Consider the following 26214-nt stretch of genomic DNA (forward strand, 5'->3'; position numbering starts at 1 on the left):
TTTCCCTTTCCGGCGGTTCCGACTCTACCAGATCCTTTCGGGCCTGATTCCCAGTCAGCGGGGCTTGTCTTCCCGGCTGTTGGGCCGTTCCGACGAGTGAGACTTTAGCGGAATCCTGGCTCCCGACCTAATCGGGGGCGCCCTTTCGAACGCGGATTCCTCATTTCGCAAAAGCGCATGAAAACGAGCAGACGACGGGACATCGAAGATGGCACGGCATCGATCGTTTGAATGGTTCTGCGGAATGGTGCCCGGGGACCGACCAGGGGTCGGCGCTCACGCCGGACAACTCGGAGAACACTACGTACGCGGTCAGGGCGTGTCAACCCTGGTCCACGGTGGCCCGCGAGGGCTAACGTAAGAGGCGTGACTACGCATGCGCACACCCAGCTGTGGTGGGCCGCCTGACGGCGGCCGTACATACGCATGTACTCAACGGCTGCCGACTTGGCGGCCGTTTCTTGTTTCTCCCCCTGGAGGACCCGGAGCCCGGTCGTCGGGCCGGCGGTCCTGACCAAGAGGCGGAGAGATGACGAGGATCTTCAGCGGGATCAAGCCGACGGGGCACCTGACCCTGGGGAACTACCTGGGCGCCGTGCGCCAGTGGGCAGAGGTTGATCAGCACCGCGCCGAGTCGCTGTTCAGCGTCGTGGACCTGCACGCCCTGACCGTGGATCACGATCCCGGGCGGGTGCGCAGGCTCAGTCGGCAGGCGGCGACGCTGTTGCTCGCGTCGGGGATCGATCCCGAGCGGGCCACCGTGTTCGTACAGAGTCATGTGGACGAGCACGCCAGGCTCTCGTATCTGCTCGAGTGCGTCGCGACGGACGGCGAGATGCGGCGGATGATCCAGTACAAGGAGAAATCCGCGCTGGAGCGGGCACGCGGCGGGAGTGTGCGGCTGTCGCTTCTCACCTATCCCGTGCTGATGGCGGCGGACATCCTGGCGTACGGGGCGGACGAGGTGCCGGTCGGGGACGACCAGGTGCAGCATGTCGAGCTCACCCGGGATCTGGCGGTGCGGTTCAACCAGCGGTACGGACACACGTTCGTGGTGCCGCGGGCGACGTATCCCAAGGTGGCGGCCAGGGTCATGGATCTGCAGGACCCGAGTTCGAAGATGGGGAAGTCCGGCGATGCCGGGGCCGGGATCATCTATCTGCTGGACGAGCCGGACGTCGTGCGGAAGAAGATCATGCGCGCTGTCACGGACAGCGGGAGCGAGGTCGAGTACGACCGCGAGGCCAGGCCCGGGATCTCGAACCTGCTGGAGATCCTGGCGTCCTGTGAGGGTGGGAACCCCGAGGGCTTGAGCGGTGTATATGAGACGTACGGGGCTTTGAAGAAGGACACCGCCGAGGCCGTGGTGGAGGTGCTGAGGCCCGTGCAGGAGAAGCACAAGGAGCTGGTTGCTGATCCCGCGTATGTGGAGGAGGTGTTGCGGCGGGGGGCTGAGCGGGCGAGGGAGATGTCCAGGCCGACGGTGGACACCGCCTATCGCGCGATCGGCTTGCTGCCGCCGGTGAACGAGGCTCGGTAGGCGCGAGGGCTGGTGGTGAGGCGCGATGCGAAGTGCTGGCGCATCGTGACCTCGCTTCCGAAGCCCGCGCGGCGTGCCACTTCGGGCATGGGCAGGTCGGTGCGTTCGAGGAGCTTCTGCGCGGCCGCGAGGCGCTGGTCCAGGAGCCAGCGCAATGGAGTGGTGCCGGTGGCCGCGGTGAAGTGACGGGCGAAGGTGCGCGCCGACATGCCTGCCCGGGTGGCGAGGTCGGTGACGGTGAGCGGTTCGTGGAGGTGACGGAGGGCGTATTCGCGTACGGAGGCGAGGGCATCGGCGTCGCGGTCGGCGCGCGGGGTGGGGTGCTCGATGAACTGGGCCTGGGTGCCGGTTCTGAAGGGGGCGGTGACCATCGAGCGGGCGGTGGTGGCGGCCGCTTCGGGTTCGACCTTGAGGGGCCGTTCGGCTGGCGGCGCGGTGCGGAGGAGCTGGCGCGGGCCTCGGCGGTTTCGCTGCATGGCGGGCGTTTCGCGGAGGTGGTGACCACGGAGGCGGTCGTCGCCGCTGCGGGGCGGTGACTCCTGCGGGGTGAGAGGGCGCGGGTGCGGTGTGCGGGCCGGGCCCCCTCGCGGTCGGTCAGGTGTTGTTGCCGGAGGCCAGTTCGCGGCTGCGGTCGCGGGCGGCTTCGAGGGCGGCGATGAGGGCTGCTCGTACGCCGTGGTTCTCGAGTTCGCGGATGGCGTTGATGGTGGTGCCGGCCGGGGAGGTGACGTTCTCTCGGAGCTTGACCGGGTGTTCGCCGCTGTCGCGGAGCATCACTGCGGCGCCGATCGCGGCCTGGACGATGAGGTCGTGGGCCTTGTCGCGGGGCAGGCCGAGGAGGATGCCGGCGTCGGTCATGGCCTCGACCAGGTAGTAGAAGTACGCCGGTCCTGAGCCGGAGAGGGCCGTGCAGGCGTCCTGCTGGGTCTCGGGGACGCGGAGGGTCTTGCCGACGGCGCCGAAGATGGCCTCGGCGTGGGCGAGGTGGGCGGCGGTGGCGTGGCTGCCCGCGGAGATGACGGACATGCCTTCGTCCACGAGGACGGGGGTGTTGGGCATGACGCGGACGACTGGGGTGCTGTCGGCGAGGCGCTCCTCGATGAAGGAGGTGGTGATGCCGGCGGCGGCGCTGATGACCAGGCGGTCGGGGGCGACGTGGGGGGCGAGTTCGTCGAGGAGGCGGCCCATGTCCTGCGGCTTGACGGCGAGGATGAGGGTGTCGGCCTGCTTGGCGGCCTCGGCGTTGCTGACGGGGTCGACTCCGTAGCGGGTGCGGAGTTCCGCGGCGCGTTCGGAGCGGCGGGTGGTGACCAGGAGGTCGGCGGGGGCCCAGCCGGCCCGGATCATTCCGCTGAGGAGGGCTTCGCCGATCTTGCCGGTGCCGAGGACTGCGACGGGCTGGGGCATGTGTGGGTCACCCTCCAGGTGCGGGTCAGCGGTTCAGCGTGGTGAGGTCATCCTCGCATTGGTGGGTCAGGCCGTGCGGCGGCGGAGGGTGGCGGCGCCCAGGGCGAGGACGAGTACGGCGCAGCCCGCGACGACGACGGCGTCGCGTACGAAGTCGCCGGTGACGGAGGGGTGGCGGAGGACTTCGTTCATGCCGTCCACGGCGTACGACATGGGGAGGACGTTGGAGATCGCTTCGAGGGCCGGCTGCATCTTGTCGCGCGGGGTGAACAGGCCGCAGAGGAGGAGCTGGGGGAAGATCACGGCCGGCATGAACTGGACGGCCTGGAACTCGGATGCCGCGAAGGCGGAGACGAAGAGCCCCAGTGCCGTGCCGAGCAGGGCGTCTAGGAGCGCGACCAGGAGCAGCAGCCAGGCGGAGCCGGTGACGTCGAGGCCGAGGGCCCACAGGGCGAGGCCGGTGGCGAGGAGGGACTGGATGACGGCGAGGAAGCCGAAGGCGAGGGCGTAGCCCGCGATGAGGTCGCCCTTGGCCAGGGGCATCGCGAGGAGGCGTTCGAGGGTGCCGGATGTGCGTTCGCGGAGGGTGGCGATGGAGGTCACCAGGAACATCGTGATGAGGGGGAAGATGCCGAGGAGTGAGGCGCCGATGGAGTCGAAGGTCTGCGGGCTGCCGTCGAACACGTAGCGCAGGAGCAGGAGCATCACGCAGGGGACGAACAGCATCAGCGCGATGGAGCGGGGGTCGTGGTGGAGCTGGCGCAGGACACGGGCCGCGGTGGCGAGGGTGCGGTGGGTGTTCATCGGGGGCTCCTGGTGGGGGTGCGGGCGGCGTTGGCTTCGTCGACCAGGTGGAGGAAGGCCGCTTCGACGGTTTCGGTGGCGGTGCGGGTGCGGAGGGCTTCCGGGGTGTCGTCGGCGAGGAGTTCGCCTTCGCGCATGAGGAGGAGGCGGTGGCAGCGTTCGGCCTCGTCCATGACGTGCGAGGAGACGAGGATCGTGGTGCCTCGGTCGGCGGCGATGGCGTGGAAGAGGTTCCACAGGTCGCGGCGGAGTACGGGGTCGAGGCCGACGGTGGGTTCGTCGAGCACGAGGAGTTCCGGGGTGCCGAGGAGGGCGACCGCGAGGGAGACGCGGCTGCGCTGGCCTCCGGAGAGGTTGCCCGCGAGGGCGTCGGCGTGGGTCGTCAGGTCGACGTCGTCGATGGCGCGGGTGACGTGTTCGTGGCGGCGGTGGGTGGCGGGGCCGCGGCCGGGGTCAAGGACGGCGGCGAAGTAGTCCAGGTTCTGGCGGACGGTGAGGTCGTCGTAGACGGAGGGGTCCTGGGTGACGTAGCCGATGCGGGAGCGGAGGGCGGGGGCGCCGGCCGGCTGGTCGAGGACCTTCAGGGTGCCGGTGACTTTGGCCTGGGTGCCGACTGTGGCGCGCATGAGGGTGGATTTGCCGCAGCCGGAGGGGCCCAGGAGGCCGGTGATCTGGCCCTTTGGGACGGCGAAGTTCAGGCTGCGGAGGACTGTGCGGGGGCCTCGGACGACGGTCAGGTCCCTCGCCTCGATGGCGGGTGGTTCCTCGATATTCATCATGTGATGATTATGGCGCCTCCGAGACCCGAGGCGTCAAGGTCGAGGGCCGACCGCGCTTCCCCGGCCGGGGCCGCCGCTACCGAGAGGGCTGAGATTGCGTACGACCGTGAGGTCCACGGCGTACGCCTCCTCGACCGTTCCGTCCGGGAAGAGGCGGAGCAGATGCGCGCGCTCGGCCGCGAGGATCGGCGCGGTCTCGTCCGGGCCGAGCACCGCGAAGTAGGAACGGCTGCCGAGGTGCGCGAGATGTACGTCGAGGGGGACGCGGCGGGTCCAGTGCAGGCGGCGTTGGACCGGGCGGAGGTCCGGGAACAGGCCGACGGTGATCTCGGCGGCGCGGACGCTGATGCCGGGACGGTGGTAGCCGGGGAGGCGGGACTTGAGGCGTTCCTCCTGGGCGGTGGTCCAGGCGGTGTCCGGGTCGGGCATGTTCCACCAGAGGGCGAGCGCGCCGCCGGGGCGCAGGACGCGCAGTGCCTCCGGCAGGGAGTCGGCCGGGTCGGTCCAGTGCCAGGACTGGGCGTAGGTGATGAGGTCGGCCGCGTCGTCCGCGAGGGGGAGGGCGTCGCCGACGGCACGCAGGAGGGGGACGCCCGGCAGAGCCACGCGGAGTTGGGCCCTCATGGCCGGGCCTGGTTCCACGGCCACGACCCGCGCGCCTCGGTCGAGGAGGAGGCGGGTTGCTGTGCCGGTGCCGGCGCCCACGTCGACGGCGCGGGCTCCGCGCAGGGGCTGTTCGGCGAGTTCCTCGACGGTGGTGAAGAGGTGGGGTGGGTAGCCGGGGCGGGAGGCCGCCGGGGAGGGGAGGCCGCGGGGCGGGAGTGGGCGGGGCCTGCGCGAAGCCGCGCGTACGCGGTCGGGGTTAGGGATCCGGGCGTACGCGGCCGGGCCTCAGGGTCGTCTTCTCCGCGGCCGGGCCTCAGGGATCCGCGCGTGGCGGTTCGGGGCTCCCAGAGGTCCGCGTCATGTGCGGCCGGGGTCCAGGGGATCCTCGGCTGTGTGGGGCGGGGGTTAGGGGTTTTTCTTTTTTTGGGAGGGGTTGCCCGTGCGGCGGGTTGTGCGCTTTGTGTACTGGGCGCGGGCCGTCTCGTACTCCTTGCGGTGGAGTTGTTCGCCGGGGGCCTCGGTGAGGCTGCGGAAGAAGTAGGCCAGGAGGACGCCTACGAAGCCGATCGTCAGGAGGCCGCGCATCGATGACTGGGACGCCGGGTCGTGGCGGCGGGTGAAGCCCTCCCAGGTGCGGCGGAAGGCGACCGCGCTGCAGATCGAGAACGTGATGAGGACCAGGAAGTTCACGAACGTCCCCACGTCCGCGACCGCCATGCCCTCGTAAGCGAAACGCAGCACGAAGCAGCCGGCCGCGGCCGCGAGCAGCGATCCCGCCGCGACGCCCGCGCGGCGCGCTCCGTAGCCGTTGTCGTGGCCGACCCACGTCGTGCCGAAGAAGCGGATGGGCTCCGGCTGTGGGCCGGGGGCCGTCGCGGCTGTCGTGGCCGCGCGGTCGGAGGGGCTGGAATTTGCGCTCACCCCTTGAGTATCGCCCGGCGTGGCCGCCTCGCCGTGGCGCAGGGCAGGCGCGCCCTATTCGTCCCCCGCCTTGCCCTCCCGTACCACTCGGCGGCTAGTTTGTGGGGCAGTACGACAGATGAACGATGAACGGGCTCATGCGTACACCGGTGCACGCGGGACGGGAGGTCAAAGAGTGTCGCTCCGCGGAGGTGACCCAGCCGAGATCGGCGGCTACCCGCTCGAGGCACGGCTCGGCTCGGGCGGCATGGGCACGGTCTATCTGGCGCGTACGGCCTCGGGGCGACCCGTGGCGATCAAGCTGATCCACCAGCAGTTCGCGGGCGACGAGGAATTCCGCATCCGCTTCCGCCAGGAGGTGGCGGCGGCGCGGCGGGTGAGCGGCGCGTTCACCGCCGCCGTGGTCGACGCCGACCCGGAGGCCGAGTACCCGTGGATGGCGACGGCCTATATAGAGGGGCACACACTCGCCCAGCAGATCGCCAAGAAGGGCCCGCTGACCGGCGCGGACCTGCGCACGCTCGCCATCGGTCTGACGGAGGCGCTGCGTGACATCCACCGCGTGGGCGTCGTGCACCGCGACCTGAAGCCCTCGAACGTCGTGCTCTCGCCCGAAGGGCCGCGCGTCATCGACTTCGGCATCTCGCGCGCCGCGGACCAGCAGACGCTGACGATGACGGGGCGTGTCATCGGTACGCCGCCCTTCATGTCGCCGGAGCAGTTGCAGGCGCCGCGCGGGGTCGGGCCTCGGTCCGATGTCTTCTCGCTGGGCACCTTGCTGGTGTATGCGGCAACGGGGCAGGGGCCGTTCGATGCGGACAGCCCGTACATGACCGCGTATCAAGTGGTCCATGAAGCACCGGAGTTGGCTGCCGTGCCGGCCGCCCTGCGTGCGGTGGTCGAGCCGTGCCTCGACAAGGACCCGGACGCGCGCCCTTCGGCGGACCAGCTTCTTGAGCGGTTGCGGGACCTGCCGGTCGAGATGGGGGACGCGGCGGGGGCGGCGCGGGGCAGTCGTACGCGGGACACGGACACTCAGCATCATCGGTCCTCCTTGGGCGACGGGGCCCAGAGTGCCCCCAACAGCCCTCGTCCCCGCCGCCGTTGGCGCGCCGTGATCGCCGCCGCCGTCGCCGTGGCCGCGCTCGGCGGTGGGATCGCGGCGCTCCAGCTCGGCTCCTCCGAAGCTCCCGCCGCGGACGGCGACGACCCCAAGGACCGCACGGTCGCCGCCGCCGAGGCGGCGCCCCTGCCCGACGGCTTCCGGCCGTGGCGCACGACCGTGCCCAACGACAAGGGCATCCCGGACGAGGTGCGCTGCGTACCGCGCGGGGACGCGTTGTTCTGCGGGGGCGGCGGAGTCGTCGCGACCCGGCTGCGGATCTCCGACGGCAAGGAGATCTGGAAGGTGAAGAGCCCCGGCGTGCCCATGCAGGGCATGCACATCGTGGGCGCCACGAACGACACCGTCCTCGGCTACCGCATGCCTGATGACGCGGCGTCGTCCGGAAAGCCCGTCCAGTTGGTGGCGTTGGACGCCCGGACCAGCAAGGAACTGTGGTCACGCCCGATCAGCGGCCAGTCCCAGATCTACACCGGGCGCTCGCAGGACGCGGTCCTCTCCGGTTCTACGGTCCTGTCGGTCGAGCCGGGCCGTCAGCGGGTCGAGGCCAGGGACGCGCACAGCGGGCGCCTGCTCTGGTCGACGCCGGTTCCCGCGGGCTCGGAGTGCACGCCGGTACCGGCAGGGCAGCGGATGTACGCGATGTGCGCGCCGTCCGCCCAGGTCGCAAACGTCGAGGTGCGCAATCCCGTCATCCACACCCTCGATCTCAGGTCGGGGACGTTCGGCAAGGGCGTCGCGGTCGAGGGGCCCGTGCACCCGGTGGGTGGCGACAAGGGCGGGCTCGTACTCCTTCACCAGCGGTTGAAGGGGCCCGAGTTCCTCGGGTACGACAAGGTGCTGCGGGTCGATCCGGGCAGCGGTCGCGTCTCGACCCGGCCGCTGAAGAAGACGTACGGCGCTACGACCGGCGTCGCTGACGGCACGGTCTACTTCGCCGAGCCGACCGGGCGGATCAGTGCGGTGGATCCCGTGACCGGGCGGCAGAAGTGGTCCCGGCAGACGGGTGTGGAGGGGGCTTCCGGGCCCGGGCCTACGGCGAGCGGCGGTGTCCTGTACTTCAGCTCGCCCAGCGGGCGCGTGGTCGCTGTCTCACCGCGGGGCAAGGTCCTGTGGAGCACCGGTCCTCGGGCCGAGGGGCTTGGCGGTGAGGTGAACGCGAGTCCGCGGGTTGCGGTTTCGGGGCGGGTTGTTTTTGTGGCGGCTGCGAAGAACACCGTGTTCTCGTTCGATGTTACGAAGCCGCCGGCGTCTGGGTGACGTTCGGCGGCTTCTGTTGCCTCTGGCGTGCGGTGGATCAGCAGCGTGGGGCCACGTAGCCGTCGCTGCCTGTGCGTACGTACGTGTCGGAGACGTAGCGGCCGCTGCCGATGCGGTCCCAGAGCTTTGATGTGCCGGTCGGGCCCGTGACCTTCTCGCCCGGCTTCTGGCAGTGGATCGTCACTCGGGTTCCTGCCGCGAGGCGGCCGACCTTGCCGTACGACGTGCCTGGGCCTGAGCGGACGTTGACGTCTGCCGCGATGGGGTACGTCTTTGCCGCCGCGGCTTCGATTGCCTCTGCGGATTCCGGTGCTATTACGTTCTCGCTCATGCTTCTCTCCCCCGTTTGGCGGCGGCTTGGGCTGCCTGCCCGCGTTTGCTTACAGGGGTGGACGCGTGGGGGTGGCGGGGCGGTTGCGGGGTGTGGGGGTTGAGGATTTTTCCTTCCCCAACCCCGCCCCTTCCCGAAAACCCGCTCGGCGCGGGGGCCTTGCGTGCCGTCATCACCGGCTCCGCCGAGTTCGTCCTCAAACGCCGGACGGGCTGAGATGTCCCGCCACCCAAGCCCGCTAGCCCAGCTTCGACACGTCTCGTACCGCGCCGCGGTCCGCGCTTGTGGCCATCGCCGCGTATGCACGCAGGGCCGCCGAGACCTTGCGGTCCCTCGCCTTGGGGGCGTAGACGCCGCCGAGTGCCTCGCGGCGGGCGGTCAGCTCCGCCTCCGGGACCAGGAGTTCGATGCCGCGGTTCGGGATGTCGATGCGGATGCGGTCGCCGTCCTCGACCAGGGCGATCGTGCCGCCGGACGCCGCCTCGGGCGACGCGTGGCCGATCGAGAGGCCCGACGTGCCGCCGGAGAAGCGGCCGTCCGTGACCAGGGCGCAGGCCTTGCCGAGGCCGCGGCCCTTCAGGAAGGAGGTGGGGTAGAGCATCTCCTGCATGCCGGGGCCGCCCTTGGGACCCTCGTAGCGGATGACGACCACGTCGCCTTCCTTCACCTGCTTCTTGAGGATCTTGTCGACCGCCTCGTCCTGCGACTCGCAGACCACGGCCGGGCCCTCGAACGTCCAGATCGACTCGTCGACGCCCGCCGTCTTCACGACGCAGCCGTCCACGGCGAGGTTGCCCTTGAGGACCGCGAGGCCGCCGTCCTTCGAGTACGCGTGGGCCGCGTCCCTGATGCAGCCGCCCGCGGCGTCCGTGTCCAGGGTGTCCCAGCGCTTCGACTGGGAGAAGGCCGTGGCCGAGCGCTCGCAGCCCGGGGCCGCGTACCAGAGGTCGACCGCCTCGTCCGACGGCGAACCGCCGCGCACGTCCCACGTCTCGAGCCATTCCTTGATGGACGCGGAGTGGACCGAGTGCACGTCCTCGTTCAGGAGGCCCGCGCGGTACAGCTCGCCGAGGATCGCGGGGATGCCGCCGGCGCGGTGCACGTCCTCCATGTAGTACGTGCCGCCGGGCGCCACGTTCGGGGCGACCTTGGCCAGGCAGGGGACGCGGCGCGAGACCTCGTCCATGTCGGCGAGGTCGTAGTCGAGCTCGGCCTCCTGCGCGGCGGCGAGCAGGTGCAGGATCGTGTTCGTGGAGCCGCCCATGGCGATGTCGAGCGCCATGGCGTTGCCGAACGCGGCGCGCGTGGCGATGTTGCGCGGCAGGACCGACTCGTCGTCGCCGTCGTAGTACCGCTTGGCGATCTCGACGACCGTCGCGCCCGCCTTCTCGTACAGCGCCTTGCGGCCGGTGTGCGTGGCGAGCATCGAGCCGTTGCCCGGCAGGGAGAGGCCGATGGCCTCGGTCAGGCAGTTCATGGAGTTGGCGGTGAACATGCCGGAACAGCTGCCGCAGGTCGGGCAGGCGTTCTCCTCGATGCGGAGGATGTCCTCGTCCGAGACCTTCTCGTTGACCGCGTCGCTCATCGCGTCGACCAGGTCGAGTTTTCGGACCGTGCCGTCGACCAGCGTGGCCTTGCCGGCCTCCATCGGGCCGCCGGAGACGAAGACCGTCGGGATGTTGAGGCGCAGGGCCGCGTTCAGCATGCCGGGGGTGATCTTGTCGCAGTTGGAGATGCAGATCAGGGCGTCGGCGCAGTGCGCCTCCACCATGTACTCCACCGAGTCCGCGATCAGGTCGCGGGAGGGCAGGGAGTACAGCATTCCGCCGTGGCCCATCGCGATGCCGTCGTCGACCGCAATGGTGTTGAACTCGCGCGGGATGGCGCCCGCGGCGACGATCGCCTCGGAGACGATCCGGCCGACCGGCTGGAGGTGGGTGTGGCCCGGCACGAACTCGGTGAAGGAGTTGGCGACGGCGATGATCGGCTTCCGCCCGATGTCCGCGCCGGGTACACCGGAGGCACGCATAAGGGCGCGTGCGCCCGCCATGTTGCGGCCGTGGGTGACTGTGCGGGACCTGAGCTCGGGCATCGTCGCTCGCTCCTTCAGGGAATCGGATTCAGGGAATCAGCGGATTCAGAGACATAAGACTCGACTGTTTCGAGCGTACGCCGACGCTCCACGATCTGGACAGGCTGTCCGGATGGCGGGACGGCCGTCTCGGTGAGCGGTTTACCGGAGGGCCCTCACGACCCGGTCAGATGACCCTGCACCACCGGCGCGATCCGCGCGATGATCGCCTCCGGGTCCGCCGACGCCAGCGGCTCCACCTGGATCACGTACCGCAGCATCGCCGTGCCCACCAGCTGCGCGGCCGCCAGTTCCGCCCGCAGCTCCGCGTCCGGCTGGTCGAGCTGCCGTGCCACTCTGCCGAGCAGCTGCGTCGCGATGAGGCGGCGGAAGACGGCAGCCGCCGTGTCGTTGTTCACCGCGGAGCGCACGATCGCGAGGAGCGGTACGCGGGTCGCGGGGTTCTCCCAGACGCCGAAGACGAAGCGGGTCAGGCGCTCTCCGACGCCGTCGAGCGGGCCGTCCTCGATCGCCGCGGGCGCTTCGAGCGCGGGTGCGAAGGCCTCCTCGATCGCCGAGGCGAAGACCTGCTCCTTCGTACCGAAGTAGTGGTGCACGAGCGCCGAGTCCACCCCGGCGGCCTTGGCGATCCCGCGTACGGACGTCTTCTCGTACCCGCGTGCGGAGAACTCGGTGCGGGCCGCCTCCAGGATGCGGTCACGCATCGCCGGGCCCTCGGCGGACTGCGTACGAGAAGGACGTCCCCTGCGGCGCGGAGCCGCTCCGCCCGCTGCCGGAGCCGTCACGAGCGGGGCACCTTCACCGCGGACGCCAGATGCAGCCGGGTGTAGGCGAGGGCCTCGGCGAGGTCGGCCTCGCGTTCGGCGCTGGACATCGCGCGGCGCGTGTTGACCTCGATGACGACGTGCCCGTCGAAGCCGCTCGTCGCGAGGCGCTCCAGGAGTTCGGCGCACGGCTGCGTGCCGCGGCCGGGCACCAGGTGCTCGTCCTTGGCCGAGCCCCTGCCGTCGGCGAGGTGGACGTGTCCGAGGCGGTCGCCCATGCGGTCGATCATCTGCATCGCGTCCGTGCGGGCGGTCGCGGTGTGGCTGAGGTCGACCGTGAAGTGGCGGTAGTCGTCCTTGGTGACGTCCCAGTCGGGGGCGTAGGCGAGCATCTCGCGGTCGCGGTAGCGCCACGGGTACATGTTCTCGACGGCGAACCGGACGTCCGTCTCGTTCGCCATCCGCCAGATTCCGTCGACGAAGGCGTTCGCGTACCCGCGCTGCCAGCGGAAGGGCGGGTGCACGACGACCGTCGACGCGCCCAGCTTCTCGGCGGCGGCCTGCGCGCGCTGGAGCTTCACCCAGGGGTCCGTGGACCACACGCGCTGCGTGATCAGGAGACATGGCGCGTGCACGGCGAGGATCGGGATCTGGTGGTAGTCGCTGAGTCTGCGCAGGGCTTCGATGTCCTGGCTGACGGGATCCGTCCAGACCATGACCTCGACGCCGTCGTAGCCGAGGCGCGCGGCGATCTCGAAGGCCGTCGCCGTCGACTCCGGATAGACCGAGGCCGTCGACAGGGCGACCTTCGCATCCGGGATGCGCACCACTGGTTCTGCCACGAGGGACAGCGTACGGGCCGCGCCTGGGCGCGGGGGAGGTGGTCCGGGTGGTCTCCCGCACACCCGGGTCGTGTGTGACGTACGTCTACGCACTGTCGTCGGTGGCGGTGACCTGGGTCGCCGGAAGGTGGTCGAGCCGGCGCAGGATCACGCCCTCGCGCAGCGCCCACGGGCAGATCTCCAGCGTCTCGACCCCGAAGAGGTCCATCGCGCCCTCGGCGACGAGCGCCCCCGCGAGCAGCTGTCCGGCCCGCCCCTCGGAGACTCCGGGCAGCTCGGAGCGCTCGGCCGTCGTCATCGCGGCCAGCTGCGGGACCCAGTCCTCCAGGGACTTCCGCTTCAGCTCACGCTGGACGTAGAGGCCCTCGGCGGAGCGTGCGGCGCCCGCGAGCCTGGCCAGCTGCTTGAACGTCTTCGACGTCGCCACGACGTGATCGGGGGCGCCGAAGCGGGCGAACTCCCCCACCGTGCGCGCGATCTGGGCACGCGCGTGCCGCCGCAGCGCCTTCACGTCGGCGGGGTCCGGCGGGTCCTGGCGGAACCACGCGGACGTCAGGCGGCCGGCGCCGAGCGGCAGGCTGACCGCGGCGTCCGGTTCCTCGTCGATTCCGTACGCGATCTCAAGGGAGCCCCCGCCGATGTCGATGACCAGGAGCTTTCCCGCCGACCAGCCGAACCAGCGGCGGGCCGCGAGGAAGGTGAGGCGGGCCTCCTCGGCACCGGTGAGGACCTGGAGGTCGACGCCGGTCTCCTCCCTGACGCGGGCGAGGACCTGATCGGCGTTGCTGGCCTCGCGTACGGCGGAGGTCGCGAACGGCAGCAGATCCTCCACGCCCTTGTCCTCGGCGGCCTCCATCGCGTCACGGACGGTACCGACCAGGCGGTCGACGCCTTCGGGGCCGATCGCCCCGGCCTCGTCGAGGAGTTGGGCGAGGCGCAGGTCCGCCTTGTGCGAATACGCGGGCAGCGGGCGCGCGCCGGGGTGGGCGTCCACCACCAGCAGATGCACCGTGTTCGAACCTACGTCGAGGACACCGAGTCTCATATACGGAACGCTACTGCGCGTCCGGCGGTCGCTGGTCCTCGGACCGGGTACCGCGCGCATACCCTGGAGACGTGCCAAAGACGAAAAAGGCGAAGACCGACAAAACGAAGTCGAAGAAGAAGTCGGGGAAGCCGGAGAAGGTGCTGAAGTCACGGCCGGAGAAGGAGCAGCCGGACGAGAAGGGGCTCGACTTCGCCCGCGCCTGGGTGGAGTTCCCTGATCCCGCGGACGACGAGCAGGTCTTCCGCTGCGATCTGACATGGCTGACCTCTCGGTGGAGCTGCATCTTCGGCAGTGGCTGCCAGGGCATCCAGGCGGGCCGGGCGGACGACGGCTGCTGCACGCTGGGCGCGCACTTCTCGGACGAGGACGACGAGAAGCGGGTCGCCGAGTCCGTGGCGCGGCTCACTCCGGACATCTGGCAGCACCACGACATCGGCACGGAGAGCGGCTGGGTGTCGACGGACGACGACGGCGAGCGCCAGACCCGCCCGTACAACGGCTCGTGCATCTTCCAGAACCGTCCCGGTTTCGCCGGGGGCGCGGGGTGCTCGCTGCACATCCTGGCGCTGAAGGAGGGGCGTGAGCCGCTGGAGACGAAGCCGGACGTGTGCTGGCAGCTGCCGGTCCGGCGGACGTACGAGTGGATCGACCGGCCCGACGACACGCGGATCCTCCAGGTGTCCATCGGGGAGTACGACCGGCGGGGCTGGGGCCCCGGTGGCCACGACCTGCACTGGTGGTGCACGTCGGCGACGTCGGCGCACGGTGCGGGTGACCCGGTGTACGTCTCCTACCGCCCTGAGCTGACGGAGCTGATGGGCAAGGAGGGGTACGACCGGCTCGCGGAGCTGTGCGAGGAGCGCCTGGCGTCGCAGCTGCCCTTGCTTGCGCCGCATCCGGCGGATCCTTCGCGGTAGACAGGAAGATTCAGCCCGTCCGGCGTTTGAGGACGAGCTCGGCGCAGCCGGCGATAACGGCACGCAAGGCCCCCGCGCCGAGCGGGTTTTCGGGAAGGGGCGGGGTTGGGGAAATCTCTAGCCCTCACTCGGACTCGGCCCGCCGCTGTCGCTCGGGGGTGGTGTCGAGTTGCCCGGGTCGGACGGGGTGGGCGTCGGGTCCGGGGTGCTCGGGGTCGGGTCCGGGTCCGATGGTGTTGGGGTCGGGTCCGGGGTCGACGGTGTCGGCTTGGGTTTCGGTGGGATCGGTGTCGGCCGGGGCCCAGGATGCGTCGGGCGGCCCGAGCCGTTGCCGTACCCGCCGATCGAGATGATCGCCCCCGCGGGTGCGATGGAGACCCGTGCGCTCCAGTGGCCCGCCGGCTCCCGCTCATGGTCGACGTACACCCGGATCGTGGACGTCTCCCCCGGCGCGAGCGTCCCGGACGACCGGCTCAGGTAGAGCCAGGAGGCCCCCGTGCTCGCCGACCAGTGGACCGGCTCGCCCCCGGAGGCGGAGAGCGTGATCAGGGTCGTCCCGCCGCTCGGCTGAGCCGAGACGGTGAGGCGGCCCGCGCCGGTCGCCGAGCGGGACGGCGGCGATCCGGCGCTGATGACCTCCACGGAGACGTCCGGTGAGCGGCTGCCCGCGGTGAAGCGGGGATCGGGCGGGGTGTGGGCGTTGCCCGCGTTCTCGTAGTCCTCGCGTCTGCGGTCGCCGTTCACCCCGTCGTCCCCGGCCTCGCTCGCGCTGACCGAGCGGCCGTCCTGGCCCTCTCCGGTGAGCGGCGCCCCGCGATACGCCGCCCAGAGCGCGAGCACCGGCGCGGCCACCACGGTGGCGACGACCGTCGTCGTCACGGCACGCGCGCGCATCCGGTCGCGGCGGGCGGCGTGGTCCTTGGGGTCCATCGGGAATCCCTGCCGGTCGAAGCGCGGACCGCCACCCCGCGCGCGCGGGACGTGCGCCATCGCCACGTGCACGGCGGCCCGGGGGGCCTCGATGACCGGCAGCGCGGCCGGGGAGGCCGCCGTGCCGGGCCAGGCTCCGGATCCGGCGCGCTCGGCGGTGCGGCGGCAGCGGGGGCAGTCGTCAACGTGCCGGACGAGCTCGCGGCGCAGGGCCGTGCCGAGGAGGAGTTCGTTGTCGCCGGTGAGGCGGGCGACGATCGGGCAGGTGCCGGTCTCCACGACGGCGAGCGCGGCCCGGGTGCGCTCCACCTCGCAGGCGGCGGATGCGAGGAGGTCGCGGGTCTTCACGAGGTCCATGCCGATGACCGCCGCGACTTCCTTGGGGGCGAGCTGGTGGCGTACGGCGAGCTCCAGGGCCTCACGCTGTTCGGGCGTCGTCCCGGCGGCCTCCGGCCAGGCCAGCTGGGCGAGTTCGCGGCGGCGTTGGCGCTCCGTCTCGTCGGGCTGTGTGTCGGAGTCGGCCGCCTTCGGGGCGTTCGGGTCTTTCGGGCCTTTCGGGGCGTGGGGGGCCGCTCCGGAGGCGTGGGCGCCGCCGCCCTGCCGCTTGCGCTTGGCGTCGGCGAGGGCGCGCAGGCAGACCCAGCGGGCGAGTGCGTACAGCCAGGACTTCAGTTCGGCCTCGGTGTCGGGGCCGCGTGAGCCGCGGCGCTCGGCGATGGCGAGGACGTCGCCCAGGGCCGCGGTCGCGGCGTCGTGATCGCAGAGCACGGACAGGCAGTACGTGAACAGGCCGTCCAGACAGGGCTCATAGCGTGCGGGGGGCGCCTGCGGCACCGAGCGGGGCACAACGCGCTGGCGCGCGTCACGATGCGCCCGGTGTGCGCCGGTTGCTTGGGTGGGGGTTTCCGCCCTGCTGCTCATCACCCGTGCGAAGTTAGGCGGATGATGCCGGGGTACTCCTCCCCCTTGAGCACATTTAATCCTTACGGGTGAACAGATCCCTCAAAAGGGGACAGGAACCCATGATTCCGTGACCCGCGCCCGCGCCCCCGCCGCCGCCCGAAACGGTTCGCCTCACGCGCCGTCGGTCGTTGTCAGTGCCGCCCGCTACGGTTCGGTTCATGGCCACCCGTACGAAGTCCGGCAAAGACCGGCCGTCCTATCGCTGCACCGAGTGCGGCTGGCAGACGGCCAAGTGGCTCGGCCGCTGCCCCGAGTGCCAGGCCTGGGGGACGGTCGAGGAGTACGGCGCGCCCGCCGTCCGCACCACCGCCCCCGGCCGCGTCACCTCATCCGCCCTGCCCATCGGCGAGGTCGACGGCCGCCAGGCCACCGCACGCTCCACCGGAGTCGCCGAGTTCGACCGCGTCCTGGGCGGCGGCCTCGTCCCCGGCGCCGTGGCGCTCCTCGCGGGCGAGCCGGGCGTCGGCAAGTCGACGCTGCTCCTGGACGTCGCGGCGAAGTCGGCGAGCGACGAGCACCGCACGCTCTATGTCACCGGCGAGGAGTCGGCGAGCCAGGTCCGCCTGCGCGCCGACCGCATCAAGGCGATCCACGACCACCTCTATCTGGCGGCGGAGACCGATCTCGCCGCCGTTCTGGGCCACTTGGACGCGGTGAAGCCGTCCCTCCTGATCCTCGACTCGGTCCAGACGATCGCGTCGCCGGAGATCGACGGGGCGCCGGGCGGCGTGGCCCAGGTCCGCGAGGTCGCGGGCGCGCTGATCCGCGCGTCCAAGGAGCGCGGCATGGCCACGCTCCTGGTCGGCCATGTCACCAAGGACGGCGCGATCGCGGGCCCCCGGCTCCTTGAGCACCTTGTGGACGTCGTCCTGTCCTTCGAGGGCGACCGCCACGCGCGCCTGCGCCTCGTCCGCGGCGTCAAGAACCGGTACGGGACGACGGACGAGGTCGGCTGCTTCGAACTGCACGACGAGGGCATCACCGGCCTCACCGACCCCAGCGGCCTCTTCCTCACCCGTCGCGCGGAGCCCGTCCCCGGCACCTGTCTGACGGTCACGCTCGAAGGCCGCCGCCCCCTGGTGGCCGAGGTCCAGGCGCTCACCGTCGACTCCCAGATCCCCTCCCCCCGGCGCACCACCTCCGGCCTTGAGACCTCCCGCGTCTCGATGATGCTGGCCGTCCTGGAGCAGCGGGGCCGCATCACCGCGCTCGGCAAGCGCGACATCTACAGCGCGACGGTCGGCGGCGTGAAGCTCTCCGAGCCGGCCGCGGACCTCGCGATCGCCCTCGCCCTGGCCAGCGCGGCGAGCGACACCCCGCTGCCGAAAAATCTCGTCGCGATCGGCGAGGTGGGCCTCGCGGGCGAGGTCAGACGGGTCACGGGAGTCCAGCGCAGGCTGGCCGAAGCGCACCGTCTCGGCTTCACGCACGCCCTCGTCCCGGCCGACCCGGGCAAGGTCCCGCCCGGTATGAAGGTCACCGAAGTCGCCGACATGGGGGACGCGCTGCGTGTCCTTCCGAGGTCGCGTCGCAGAGAGGCCCCACGGGAGGACGAAGAGCGCCGGTAGACTTTGCCCTGGTCTCGCCCATCCGTACGAAGCAGTCGTACGGACCGGGGCTTGGACAACCCGCGACCCGAGGAGTGCAGTGGCAGCCAACGACCGGGCGTCAGCTCCCGGCAAGCCCGGCGGAAGCTCCGGTGCCGAAGGGCTGATGCGCGCCTCCCTGAGCGCGGTCGCGCCCGGCACGGGCCTGCGCGACGGACTCGAGCGCATCCTCCGCGGTAACACCGGAGGGCTCATCGTCCTCGGCTGGGACAAGACCGTCGAATCGATGTGTACGGGCGGATTCATCCTGGATGTCGAGTTCACGGCGACGCGGCTGCGCGAGCTGTGCAAGCTCGACGGCGGCATCGTCGTCGACAAGGACATCACCAAGATCCTGCGGGCGGGTGTGCAGCTCGTCCCCGACCCGACGATCCCCACCGAGGAGACGGGCACCCGGCACCGCACCGCGGACCGCGTGTCCAAGCAGGTGGCCTTCCCCATCGTCTCCGTCTCCCAGTCCATGCGCCTCATCGCGCTCTACGTGGACGGACAGCGCAAGGTCCTTGAGGACTCGGCGGCGATCCTGTCCCGTGCGAACCAGGCGCTGGCGACCCTGGAGCGCTACAAGCTCCGCCTCGACGAGGTCGCGGGCACGCTGTCAGCCCTGGAGATCGAGGACTTGGTGACGGTCCGCGACGTCACGGCGGTCGCGCAGCGCCTCGAGATGGTGCGCCGCATCGCCACGGAGATCGCCGAGTACGTGGTGGAGCTGGGCACCGACGGTCGTCTTCTCGCCCTCCAGCTGGACGAGTTGATCGCCGGCGTCGAGCCCGAGCGCGAACTGGTCGTCCGGGACTACGTTCCCGAGCCGACGGCCAAGCGCTCGCGCACGGTCGAGGAGGCGCTCTTCGAGCTGGACGCGCTGAGCCATGCGGAGCTGCTCGAACTGCCCACCGTGGCACGGGCGTTGGGTTACACGGGCTCTCCGGAGGCGCTGGACTCCGCGGTGTCGCCGCGGGGCTTCCGGCTCCTGGCGAAGGTGCCGCGGCTTCCTGGGGCGATCATCGACCGGCTTGTTGAGCACTTCGGGGGGCTGCAGAAGTTGCTCGCCGCGAGCGTTGATGATTTGCAGACGGTGGACGGGGTCGGGGAGGCGCGGGCCCGCAGTGTCCGCGAGGGGCTCTCGCGGCTTGCTGAGTCGTCGATTCTGGAGCGGTACGTCTGAGCGGTGCGACTCGCGGGTGCGGGTGAGTGGGTGGTTGGTTTCCCGCCCACCCGCCCATTACTCGGCGGTCAGCTGTCCTCAAGTACGAACGAGGTCTTGACCGACCCCAGCCCTGGCGACTTGGCCTCGACGAGATACGTGCCCGGCGCCGCAACTCCCGCCGAAGGCGAAGCACACTGCGGCTCGCTCCCCCGGCGGTCCCACTCCACGGTGTGCGTGACGCGCCCCTCACCCGGCACCCGCAGCAACAGGCTCCCGCCACCGGCAGGGCAGTCCGCCGAGGACCAGATCTCCTTGTCGCTCTCGGCCTGAGTGATCGTCAGCACCGTCTTCTTGCCGCCGAGATCCACCTTGCAGGCCTTGCCCGCGCTGTTCTGGGCGACGAGTTCGAACTTCGGCTTCTCACCGACCTCGTACCGGTTGTGGACGCTCCGCAGCTTCAACTTCACGTCGCCGCTCACACAGTTGGGCAGGCTCGACCCCGCGGGCAGCTGTCCGCCCGAACCGCCGCCGCCCTTGGCGCCGTCGTCCGAGCCGCTGCCGTCACCGCCGCCGGAGTCGCCCGAGCCGTCGGACCCCTCGGAATCACCGGAGCCACCACCTGAGCCACCGGAGCCGGAGTCTCCGTCGCCCTCGTCGCCCGACTCGTCGCGCCCGCCCGGGTGTTGACTGATGGCGGGCCCGGAGCTGGAAGGTCCGGGAGTGATGGATGTGGCGGGGCCGGAGCCCGAAGGACCGTCGGCGCCGTCGTTCTTGCCCCCACCGCCCATGGTGAGCACCCACACGATCAGGAGCGCCATCAGCCCGATCAAGGACAGCAGAACGGCCCTCCGACGCCAGTAGATGGTGGAGGGAAGCGGCCCGACCGGATTGCGCAGAGATCCCACGGCCCAAACCTTACGAGACATCCGCGCGTTGTCCTGCCCCACCCGCCGCCCAGAGTCACAAAGTTTGCGGATCATCATCACGGAACGACCGGCTCCGTTTTCCGTACGCGCCCGTACCCCTGTTTCCGCCCGCGCCCGTACCCGTGTTTCCGTACACGCCCGTACCCCTGTCTTTCGTCAGGGGGTGTGACGGGTCGATCGCCGGGTGTGACGATTCGGACCCACTCCGTACCGTCCGTAATCATGGACACCATGGACGACGATCTCTATCGCGATGTCACCGACTTCGCCCACGACACCCCTACCTGGTTCCAGCACCTCGCCGAGGTGTGGACGGAGCTCGGCCTGCTGCTCTTCGGCGTGCTCTTCATCGTCGCCTGGTGGCGTGCACGGCGCGGCGACCCGCGCGCCCTCGCGATAGCTGTGCTCGCGCCCCTCGTCACGGCGGTGGCGTACGTCTGCAGCGAGTTGCTCAAGTCGGCTGTCGACGAGGAGCGTCCGTGCCGCGCCGTCGCCGGGGCGGCCACCTCGATCGTCGAGTGCCCGGCCTACGGCGACTGGTCCTTCCCCAGCAACCACTCGACGATCGCGGGCGCCGCTGCCGTCGGCCTCGCGCTCGCCTGGCCGCGGATCGCCGCGCTGACGCTGCCGATGGCCGTACTCATGGCGTTCTCGCGGGTGTTCGTGGGCGTGCACTATCCGCATGACGTGGCGGTGGGCCTGCTCCTCGGGGCCGCGCTCGCCTTCGTCCTCGTACGTCTGGCAACGCGCCCCGTGGGGCGCGTCGTCGAGGCGATGCGTGGCTCCTCGACGGGTGTGGTCCGGTGGTTCGCGGGACCGGGCAGCCCGGCACCTTCCTACGCGACACCACACCGGCGGCCCGCGTCTCACCGCCGCTGAGCCTCATGAGGCGGTGTCAGAGCCGCACAAGTCCCGCCTCGTAGGCGACGATCGCCGCCTGGACGCGGTTCTTGACCCCGAGCCGGTCGAGAACCGCGCTCACGTACGCCTTGACCGTGCCTTCGACCAGATGGAGCCGGGCGGCGATCTCCGGGTTGGACAGCCCCTCCCCGACGAGCCCGAGCACTTCGCGCTCGCGCGGGGTGAGGGCCGCGGTCCTTGCGCGGGCGTCGGCGCCGCGGACCGTGCGCTGTGCGCCGTAGCCGTCGATGACGTGGCGGGCCACCTTGGGCGAGAGGAAGGCGGCGCCGCCGGCCACCGCGCGTACGCCCGCGATGAGTTCGTGGGGGTCGCCGGACTTCAGGAGGAAGCCGGTGGCTCCGCCGCTCAGCGCTCGCGCGACGTACGCGTCTTCGGAGAAGGTCGTCAGCATCGCGACCGCGGTGCCGGGCACCGTCCGTACGATCTCCTCGCCCGCGGTCAGGCCATCGAGCCCCGGCATGCGGATGTCGAGCAGCGCGACGTCGGGCCGGTGGGCCTGGGCGAGCGCGATCGCGTCCCGCCCGTCGCCCGCCTCCGCGACGACCTCGATGTCGTCGCCCGCGCCGAGGATCGCGCGGACGCCCGCGCGGATCATCGCCTCGTCGTCGGCCAGCAGTACGCGGATCACCGCACCCACTCCTTCTCATGCTCGGCCGCTGCGTTGGCGCCCGCTTTGGGGATCACGCTCTTCTCCGCGAGGGCCCCGTCCCTGAAACAGACCCTGAAGTGCCGCACGGTGACGAAGAGTTCGCCGCTGGCGCGGTAGTAGCGGCAGTCGGCGCCTTGGGGCGGCGGGGTCGGGGCGCGCTCCTCGGGCGGGTCGGAGGCGGTCAGGTCGGGGAGCAGGCGTTCGGCGTCGGCCTGGGCCTGACCCACCGACAGCCGTGCGAAGTCGGCGGGTTCGAGGACGGCGTGCGAGCGTGAGTACGCGTACCAGGCGAAGGCGCCGCCGACGAGCAGGGCCCCGGTGGCCAGGGCGGCGCCGAAGGCCAGCAGGGTGCGTCGGCGCGCGTACGCGAGGGCGGGGGCGGGGGTGGGGGTGGGGGCCGTCGGGCGCGGCTTCGGGGCTCCGTCGCTCCTCTTCCCCGGGAGGTGCGCGAGGACCCGGAAGCCGTCGCCGTGCGGGCCTGCTTCGAGGGTGCCGCCGAGGTCTTCGACCCTGGCCCGCAGGCCTACGAGGCCGGAGCCGGCGCCGGGCCCCGAACCCGGGTGCTGGGCGGCTCCGTTGGTGACGGCGACGGCCCCTTCCCGCACTTCCACCGTGATGGGTGCGCCGGGGGCGTGCTTGGCCGCGTTGGTGAGGGCTTCCTGGACGATCCGGTGGACGGTCCGCTCGGTCTCTCCCTCCGGGGCGGTCAATTCCGTACGTCGTTCGGCCTCGCTCCCCGCGATGTACCGGACCGGCAGCCCTGAATCCGCGGACCGCTCCACGAGGGCCCGCACGCTTTCGCCCGCCGGGGCGAGGGGCGCGGCCTCGTCCCCCTCTTCCCTGAGCAGCCCGATGATCTCGTGCAGCCGGTCCGTGGCGTCCGATGCGGCCACGCGCAGGTCGGTTACGGCGCCGCGGTGCCGTTCCGGCAGATCGGCGGCCACTTGGAGGGCGCCGGCCCGCACCGCGATGAGGCTCAGCTCGTGGCCGAGGGAGTCGTGCATGTCCTGGGCGATGCGGGCGCGCTCCCGCAGCCGGGCCCGGTCGGCGACGATGCGCTGCTCGCGCTCCAGTTGGGCGGCGCGGGTCCAGCCTGCGGCGGCGAGTTCTCTTCCTTGACGGAGGTAGCGGCCGGCGAGCCAGGGGAAGACGGCGCCGAAGAGGAGGGTGCCCGTCAGGACGAGCCACTCCACGACGGGGTCGACGTCGCGTACGAGGATTTTGGCGGTGCCGATGAGGGTGGTGGCCCCGAAGGCGAGGAGGGCGGGGCTTGCGCGGTCGGCTCTGCGTCCCATGAGCAGGGCGAAGGTGGCCAGGGCGGGGCCGTACGAGAGGGTGAACAGGGAGGGTGCCGCGGCGAGGCCCAGGGCTGCGGCGACCGCGAAGGCGCCCTGCGGCCACCGACGCCAGGTGGCTGCGGCCAGCCCCAGAGCGGCGATCCCGGCAGCCTGTTGCCACGCTGCCCGGGGCTCGCTCATCCCCAGGCGGTCCACGCTCAACGCGGGTATGAGCAACGCCCCCCAGAGGAGGGCATCCCGCCCCCGTGCACTCTCCACCCCCCGGACGCTACTGCCCACCCCCGGCAAACACCCCTGCCGATAGTCATGCCTTGCCCCCCAACTCCCCGCCCCGCACAAGCTCCCCCACCCACCCACCCGATCACCCCGCACCCACCCCCCACGAACAAGCTCTCCCACCCACCCACCCGATTACCCCGGGTCTCAGGGGGGTGGGCCGGGGTGGGTGGGCAATCCACAGGCAGCACGGGGTGGGTGGGCCATCCGCTGACGTAGGGCGGGTGGGCAAGCCGCAGGCATGGGGAGGGTGGGCAATCCGCTGGGGCGGGACGGGCAAGCCGCAAGCACGGGGCGGGTTGGCAAGCCGCAAGCGTGGGGAGGGTGGGCAATCCGCTGGGGCGGGGCGGGTTGGCAAGCCGCTGGGGCGGGGCGGGCCATCCGCAGGCGCAGGGTGGGCGGGCCATCCGTACGCATCCCGCAGTCGGCAGCGCTCGGGAGGGGACGTGCCGGTATGTCTGCCCAGAGCACAGCTCCCGAAGGCTCCGGGGCCACACGGACATACCGGCACGGCCCCGCGCCCACACACGCACCAGCCCCGCACCCCGCACGCACCCGCAGCCCGCAGCAAGTCACGAGGCAACCTGCTGCCGCCCCATCACCAGGCAACACCGCCACACGCCCCCACCCCCAAAAGCGAAACGGCGTCGAGAAGGCCCCGCCTGGCTCGCCCCCCGCCGCCCCCGTGGCAGGATCGTCATGCCATGACTGCGCCCACGAAGCCCATGCCGCCCATGCCGATGTCAGACGCCCCCGAGACCCCCGAGCCCGCCGGCGAGGCCCTGCACAGCCCCGTCATCGCCTGGTTCGACGCCAACGCGCGCGATCTGCCGTGGCGTCGGGCCGACGCCGGGCCCTGGGGCGTGATGGTCAGCGAGTTCATGCTGCAGCAGACGCCGGTCAGCCGCGTCCTGCCCGTGTACGAGCAGTGGATCGCCCGCTGGCCCCGCCCCGCCGACCTCGCCAAGGAAGCCCCGGGCGAAGCCGTCCGTGCCTGGGGACGCCTCGGCTACCCCCGCCGCGCGCTCCGGCTGCACGGTGCCGCCGTCGCCATAACGGAACGGCACGGCGGCGACGTACCGGCCAAGCACGCGCAGCTGCTCGCGCTGCCGGGCATCGGTGAGTACACCGCGGCTGCCGTCGCCTCCTTCGCGTACGGGCAGCGTCATGCCGTGCTGGACACGAACGTGCGCCGCGTCTTCGCGCGGGCCGTGACCGGCGTCCAGTACCCCCCGAACGCCACCACCGCCGCCGAGCGCAAGCTCGCCCGCGCCCTCCTCCCCGAGGACGAGCGCACGGCCTCCCGCTGGGCCGCCGCCTCCATGGAGCTCGGCGCCCTCATCTGCACCGCCAAGAACGAGAACTGCGCCCGATGCCCCATCGCCGCGCAGTGCGCGTGGCAGACGGCCGGGAAGCCGCCGCATCAGGGGCCGGCCCGCCGGGGTCAGACGTACGCGGGGACGGACCGCCAGGTCCGCGGCAAGCTGCTCGCGGTGCTCCGCGAGGCCGTCGCTCCTGTGCCGCAGGCGGCCCTCGACCGCGTGTGGGACGAGCCCGTGCAACGGGCCCGCGCACTGGACGGCCTCGTCTCCGACGGCCTCGTCGAGCCGCTCCCCGACAACCTCTACCGCCTGCCTCTCACCTGAGGACCTCAGGAGCGGCAGGCAAATCACCGCGAAACGCACCCGCTTTACGTCCGGCCTACATCTGTTACACAACCGACGGAAGGCCGTGCGCCCCCCGCTGGCTGCTCCGCACAGCCTCGTGACAACGCCTCCGTAGCTTCATAGCCGTACCGCACAAGCAGCGGTGGTCGGTGAACGGAGGCGGTTAGGTATGGCGCACGGCGAGGTGCTCGAGTTCGAAGAGTACGTCCGCACTCGGCAGGACGCCCTGCTGCGCAGTGCCCGGCGCCTGGTCCCCGACCCCGTCGACGCCCAGGACCTGCTGCAGACCGCGCTCGTGCGGACGTACGGCCGCTGGGACGGCATAGCCGACAAGCGGCTCGCGGACGCCTACCTGCGCCGCGTCATGATCAACACGCGTACGGAGTGGTGGCGGGCCCGCAAGCTCGAAGAGGTCCCCACCGAGCAGATGCCCGACGCCCGCGTGGAAGACTCCACCGAACAGCACGCGGACCGCGCCCTCCTGATGGACATCATGAAGGTGCTCGCCCCCAAGCAGCGCAGCGTCGTCGTGCTGCGACACTGGGAGCAGATGTCCACAGAGGAGACGGCCGCGGCACTCGGCATGTCCGCGGGAACGGTCAAGAGCACCCTGCACCGGGCGCTCGCACGGCTCCGCCAGGAGCTGGAGAGCCGGGACCGCGAGAGCCAGGAACGCGAGAGCCGGGACCGCGAGGAGCCCGCCACCGGCGCGCTCGAACGTGAGGAGCGGGAGCGTTGCGCGGCCTAAGCACCCGGGCTGGCAGGACCCTGAAGGCGGGGAGTGCGGCAGCGGTCGCGCTCGCCGCCATCGGCCTTTTCCTCACTGCCTGCTCGACGGGCGGCTCAGGTGCCCGCGACGAGGGCCCCGGCAACCGCGGCGAGACGGTGATGACCCCCTCGCCGTCCCCGACGCCGTCGACGACGTCCGCGCCCCCGCCGCCCTCCACCGGCGAGGCGGTGAAGCTCGTCAAGGCCGACCCGAAGGTGAGCCGGGCGGTCAAGCGCGACCTGAAGCCCTGCGTCGGTGACAACTACCCCGTGGACGTCTCGTACGGCAGCCTGACCGGAGGAGCCACCTCCGACGTCGTCGTAAACATCATGACCTGCAGCGATGCCGTCGGCACCAGCAGTTACGTGTATCGCGCCGAAGGCAAGAAGTACGAGAATGTCTTCCAGGACGAGGAGCCGCCCGTCTACGCGGAGATCGACCGGGGCGACCTGGTGGTCACCAAGCAGGTGTACGAGAAGGGTGACCCGGTGTCGTATCCCTCCGGCGAGGAAGTCATCACGTACCGCTGGACCTCGAACCACTTCACCGAGACGGACCGCACCCGCAGTCACTACAGCAGCGCGGCGGGCGGCGACGCACCCGCTCCGACGGAGAACTGAGAGCACC

General features: G+C 71.2%; 23 protein-coding genes and 2 pseudogenes. 10 read left to right on the forward strand and 15 right to left on the reverse strand.

Annotated features, from left to right (window positions below; translation table 11 throughout):
- Positions 1 to 529: 529 nt before the first annotated feature.
- Positions 530 to 1540: a tryptophan--tRNA ligase gene (gene trpS / locus ACWGI2_RS24880; protein WP_453697747.1), complete on the forward strand. Its 1011-nt coding sequence runs from the start codon at positions 530 to 532 to the stop codon at positions 1538 to 1540.
- Here trpS and ACWGI2_RS24885 read toward each other — a convergent pair.
- Positions 1495 to 1938 (reverse strand): annotated as a pseudogene (locus tag ACWGI2_RS24885) (GlxA family transcriptional regulator); the annotation flags it as partial. The gene trpS and the pseudogene ACWGI2_RS24885 overlap by 46 nt on opposite strands.
- On the opposite strand from ACWGI2_RS24885, the pseudogene ACWGI2_RS24890 reads away from it, so the two are divergent.
- Positions 1936 to 2076, forward strand: a pseudogene (locus ACWGI2_RS24890) (cysteine hydrolase family protein); the annotation flags it as partial. The pseudogenes ACWGI2_RS24885 and ACWGI2_RS24890 sit on opposite strands and share 3 nt — an antisense overlap.
- A gap of 58 nt (positions 2077 to 2134) precedes the next feature.
- Here the strand turns inward: ACWGI2_RS24890 and proC are convergent.
- The 5 genes from proC to ACWGI2_RS24915 form a co-directional block, all read right to left on the reverse strand.
- Positions 2135 to 2947, reverse strand: coding sequence for a pyrroline-5-carboxylate reductase (proC, locus tag ACWGI2_RS24895; RefSeq protein ID WP_453697748.1), 813 nt, complete (start codon positions 2945 to 2947; stop codon positions 2135 to 2137).
- A 66-nt stretch (positions 2948 to 3013) separates the two neighbouring features.
- Entirely contained in the window at positions 3014 to 3751 is a 738-nt protein-coding gene (locus ACWGI2_RS24900; RefSeq protein ID WP_453397119.1) for an ABC transporter permease, read from the reverse strand.
- Complete coding sequence (locus tag ACWGI2_RS24905) at positions 3748 to 4530, reverse strand: ABC transporter ATP-binding protein (RefSeq protein ID WP_453697749.1); 783 nt, start codon at positions 4528 to 4530, stop codon at positions 3748 to 3750. The genes ACWGI2_RS24900 and ACWGI2_RS24905 overlap by 4 nt, the downstream gene beginning before the upstream one ends.
- A 33-nt stretch (positions 4531 to 4563) precedes the next feature.
- Complete coding sequence (locus tag ACWGI2_RS24910; RefSeq protein ID WP_453698281.1) at positions 4564 to 5400, reverse strand: class I SAM-dependent methyltransferase; 837 nt, start codon at positions 5398 to 5400, stop codon at positions 4564 to 4566.
- A 141-nt stretch (positions 5401 to 5541) separates the two neighbouring features.
- Positions 5542 to 6057, reverse strand: coding sequence for an EamA/RhaT family transporter (locus ACWGI2_RS24915; protein ID WP_453697750.1), 516 nt, complete (start codon positions 6055 to 6057; stop codon positions 5542 to 5544).
- Positions 6058 to 6232: 175 nt separating this feature from the next.
- Between ACWGI2_RS24915 and ACWGI2_RS24920 the strand changes: the two genes are divergently transcribed.
- Positions 6233 to 8440 carry a protein kinase domain-containing protein gene (locus ACWGI2_RS24920; protein ID WP_453697752.1) on the forward strand — a complete coding sequence of 736 codons (2208 nt, stop codon included), beginning with the start codon at positions 6233 to 6235 and terminating at the stop codon, positions 8438 to 8440.
- 37 nt (positions 8441 to 8477) lie between these two features.
- Here the strand turns inward: ACWGI2_RS24920 and ACWGI2_RS24925 are convergent, their stop codons facing one another.
- The 5 genes from ACWGI2_RS24925 to ACWGI2_RS24945 all read right to left on the reverse strand — a co-directional run bounded on the left by ACWGI2_RS24925 (position 8478) and on the right by ACWGI2_RS24945 (position 13514).
- On the reverse strand, positions 8478 to 8771 hold the full coding sequence (locus tag ACWGI2_RS24925) for an SH3 domain-containing protein (protein WP_160506444.1): 294 nt from the start codon (positions 8769 to 8771) through the stop codon (positions 8478 to 8480).
- A gap of 238 nt (positions 8772 to 9009) precedes the next feature.
- Positions 9010 to 10863, reverse strand: a complete 1854-nt coding sequence (gene ilvD / locus ACWGI2_RS24930) for a dihydroxy-acid dehydratase (RefSeq protein ID WP_453397114.1) — start codon at positions 10861 to 10863, stop codon at positions 9010 to 9012.
- A gap of 155 nt (positions 10864 to 11018) precedes the next feature.
- Positions 11019 to 11648, reverse strand: a complete 630-nt coding sequence (locus tag ACWGI2_RS24935) for a TetR/AcrR family transcriptional regulator (protein WP_453697753.1) — start codon at positions 11646 to 11648, stop codon at positions 11019 to 11021.
- On the reverse strand, positions 11645 to 12469 hold the full coding sequence (locus ACWGI2_RS24940; RefSeq protein WP_453397112.1) for a sugar phosphate isomerase/epimerase family protein: 825 nt from the start codon (positions 12467 to 12469) through the stop codon (positions 11645 to 11647). Before ACWGI2_RS24940 ends, ACWGI2_RS24935 begins: the two co-directional genes overlap by 4 nt.
- Before the next feature lie 85 nt (positions 12470 to 12554).
- Complete coding sequence (locus ACWGI2_RS24945; protein ID WP_453697754.1) at positions 12555 to 13514, reverse strand: Ppx/GppA phosphatase family protein; 960 nt, start codon at positions 13512 to 13514, stop codon at positions 12555 to 12557.
- Positions 13515 to 13585: 71 nt separating this feature from the next.
- Between ACWGI2_RS24945 and ACWGI2_RS24950 the strand changes: the two genes are divergently transcribed.
- On the forward strand, positions 13586 to 14434 hold the full coding sequence (locus ACWGI2_RS24950; RefSeq protein WP_160506440.1) for a hypothetical protein: 849 nt from the start codon (positions 13586 to 13588) through the stop codon (positions 14432 to 14434).
- Between the two features lie 117 nt (positions 14435 to 14551).
- Here ACWGI2_RS24950 and ACWGI2_RS24955 read toward each other — a convergent pair whose 3' ends face one another.
- On the reverse strand, positions 14552 to 16285 hold the full coding sequence (locus ACWGI2_RS24955; RefSeq protein ID WP_453397110.1) for a BACON domain-containing protein: 1734 nt from the start codon (positions 16283 to 16285) through the stop codon (positions 14552 to 14554).
- A gap of 200 nt (positions 16286 to 16485) precedes the next feature.
- On the opposite strand from ACWGI2_RS24955, the gene radA reads away from it, so the two are divergent.
- The gene (gene radA, locus ACWGI2_RS24960) at positions 16486 to 17895 is read left to right on the forward strand and encodes a DNA repair protein RadA (protein ID WP_453397109.1); all 1410 of its coding nucleotides are present in this window, start codon (positions 16486 to 16488) and stop codon (positions 17893 to 17895) included.
- A gap of 79 nt (positions 17896 to 17974) precedes the next feature.
- Positions 17975 to 19099 (forward strand): DNA integrity scanning diadenylate cyclase DisA, encoded by a 1125-nt coding sequence (gene disA, locus ACWGI2_RS24965; protein ID WP_453397108.1) that lies wholly within the window; start codon positions 17975 to 17977, stop codon positions 19097 to 19099.
- Positions 19100 to 19167: 68 nt separating this feature from the next.
- Here the strand turns inward: disA and ACWGI2_RS24970 are convergent, their stop codons facing one another.
- Complete coding sequence (locus tag ACWGI2_RS24970; RefSeq protein WP_453697756.1) at positions 19168 to 19986, reverse strand: hypothetical protein; 819 nt, start codon at positions 19984 to 19986, stop codon at positions 19168 to 19170.
- A 243-nt stretch (positions 19987 to 20229) separates the two neighbouring features.
- Between ACWGI2_RS24970 and ACWGI2_RS24975 the strand changes: the two genes are divergently transcribed.
- Positions 20230 to 20886 carry a phosphatase PAP2 family protein gene (locus ACWGI2_RS24975; RefSeq protein WP_453697758.1) on the forward strand — a complete coding sequence of 219 codons (657 nt, stop codon included), beginning with the start codon at positions 20230 to 20232 and terminating at the stop codon, positions 20884 to 20886.
- Positions 20887 to 20902: 16 nt separating this feature from the next.
- Here the strand turns inward: ACWGI2_RS24975 and ACWGI2_RS24980 are convergent, their stop codons facing one another.
- Both ACWGI2_RS24980 and ACWGI2_RS24985 read right to left on the reverse strand, forming a co-directional pair.
- A complete protein-coding gene (locus ACWGI2_RS24980; RefSeq protein ID WP_453397105.1) occupies positions 20903 to 21556 on the reverse strand; it encodes a response regulator transcription factor in 654 nt (217 codons plus the stop codon).
- A complete protein-coding gene (locus ACWGI2_RS24985) occupies positions 21553 to 23055 on the reverse strand; it encodes a sensor histidine kinase (RefSeq protein ID WP_453697759.1) in 1503 nt (500 codons plus the stop codon). The genes ACWGI2_RS24980 and ACWGI2_RS24985 overlap by 4 nt, the downstream gene beginning before the upstream one ends.
- Positions 23056 to 23855: 800 nt before the next feature.
- On the opposite strand from ACWGI2_RS24985, the gene ACWGI2_RS24990 reads away from it, so the two are divergent.
- From ACWGI2_RS24990 to ACWGI2_RS25000, 3 genes are all read left to right on the forward strand, one after another.
- Positions 23856 to 24797, forward strand: a complete 942-nt coding sequence (locus tag ACWGI2_RS24990; protein ID WP_453697760.1) for an A/G-specific adenine glycosylase — start codon at positions 23856 to 23858, stop codon at positions 24795 to 24797.
- A gap of 190 nt (positions 24798 to 24987) precedes the next feature.
- Positions 24988 to 25566, forward strand: coding sequence for a SigE family RNA polymerase sigma factor (locus tag ACWGI2_RS24995; protein WP_453397102.1), 579 nt, complete (start codon positions 24988 to 24990; stop codon positions 25564 to 25566).
- Positions 25554 to 26207, forward strand: a complete 654-nt coding sequence (locus ACWGI2_RS25000) for a hypothetical protein (RefSeq protein WP_453697761.1) — start codon at positions 25554 to 25556, stop codon at positions 26205 to 26207. Before ACWGI2_RS24995 ends, ACWGI2_RS25000 begins: the two co-directional genes overlap by 13 nt.
- Positions 26208 to 26214: the final 7 nt, after the last annotated feature.

This window comes from Streptomyces sp. NPDC054866 (genome assembly GCF_053610745.1).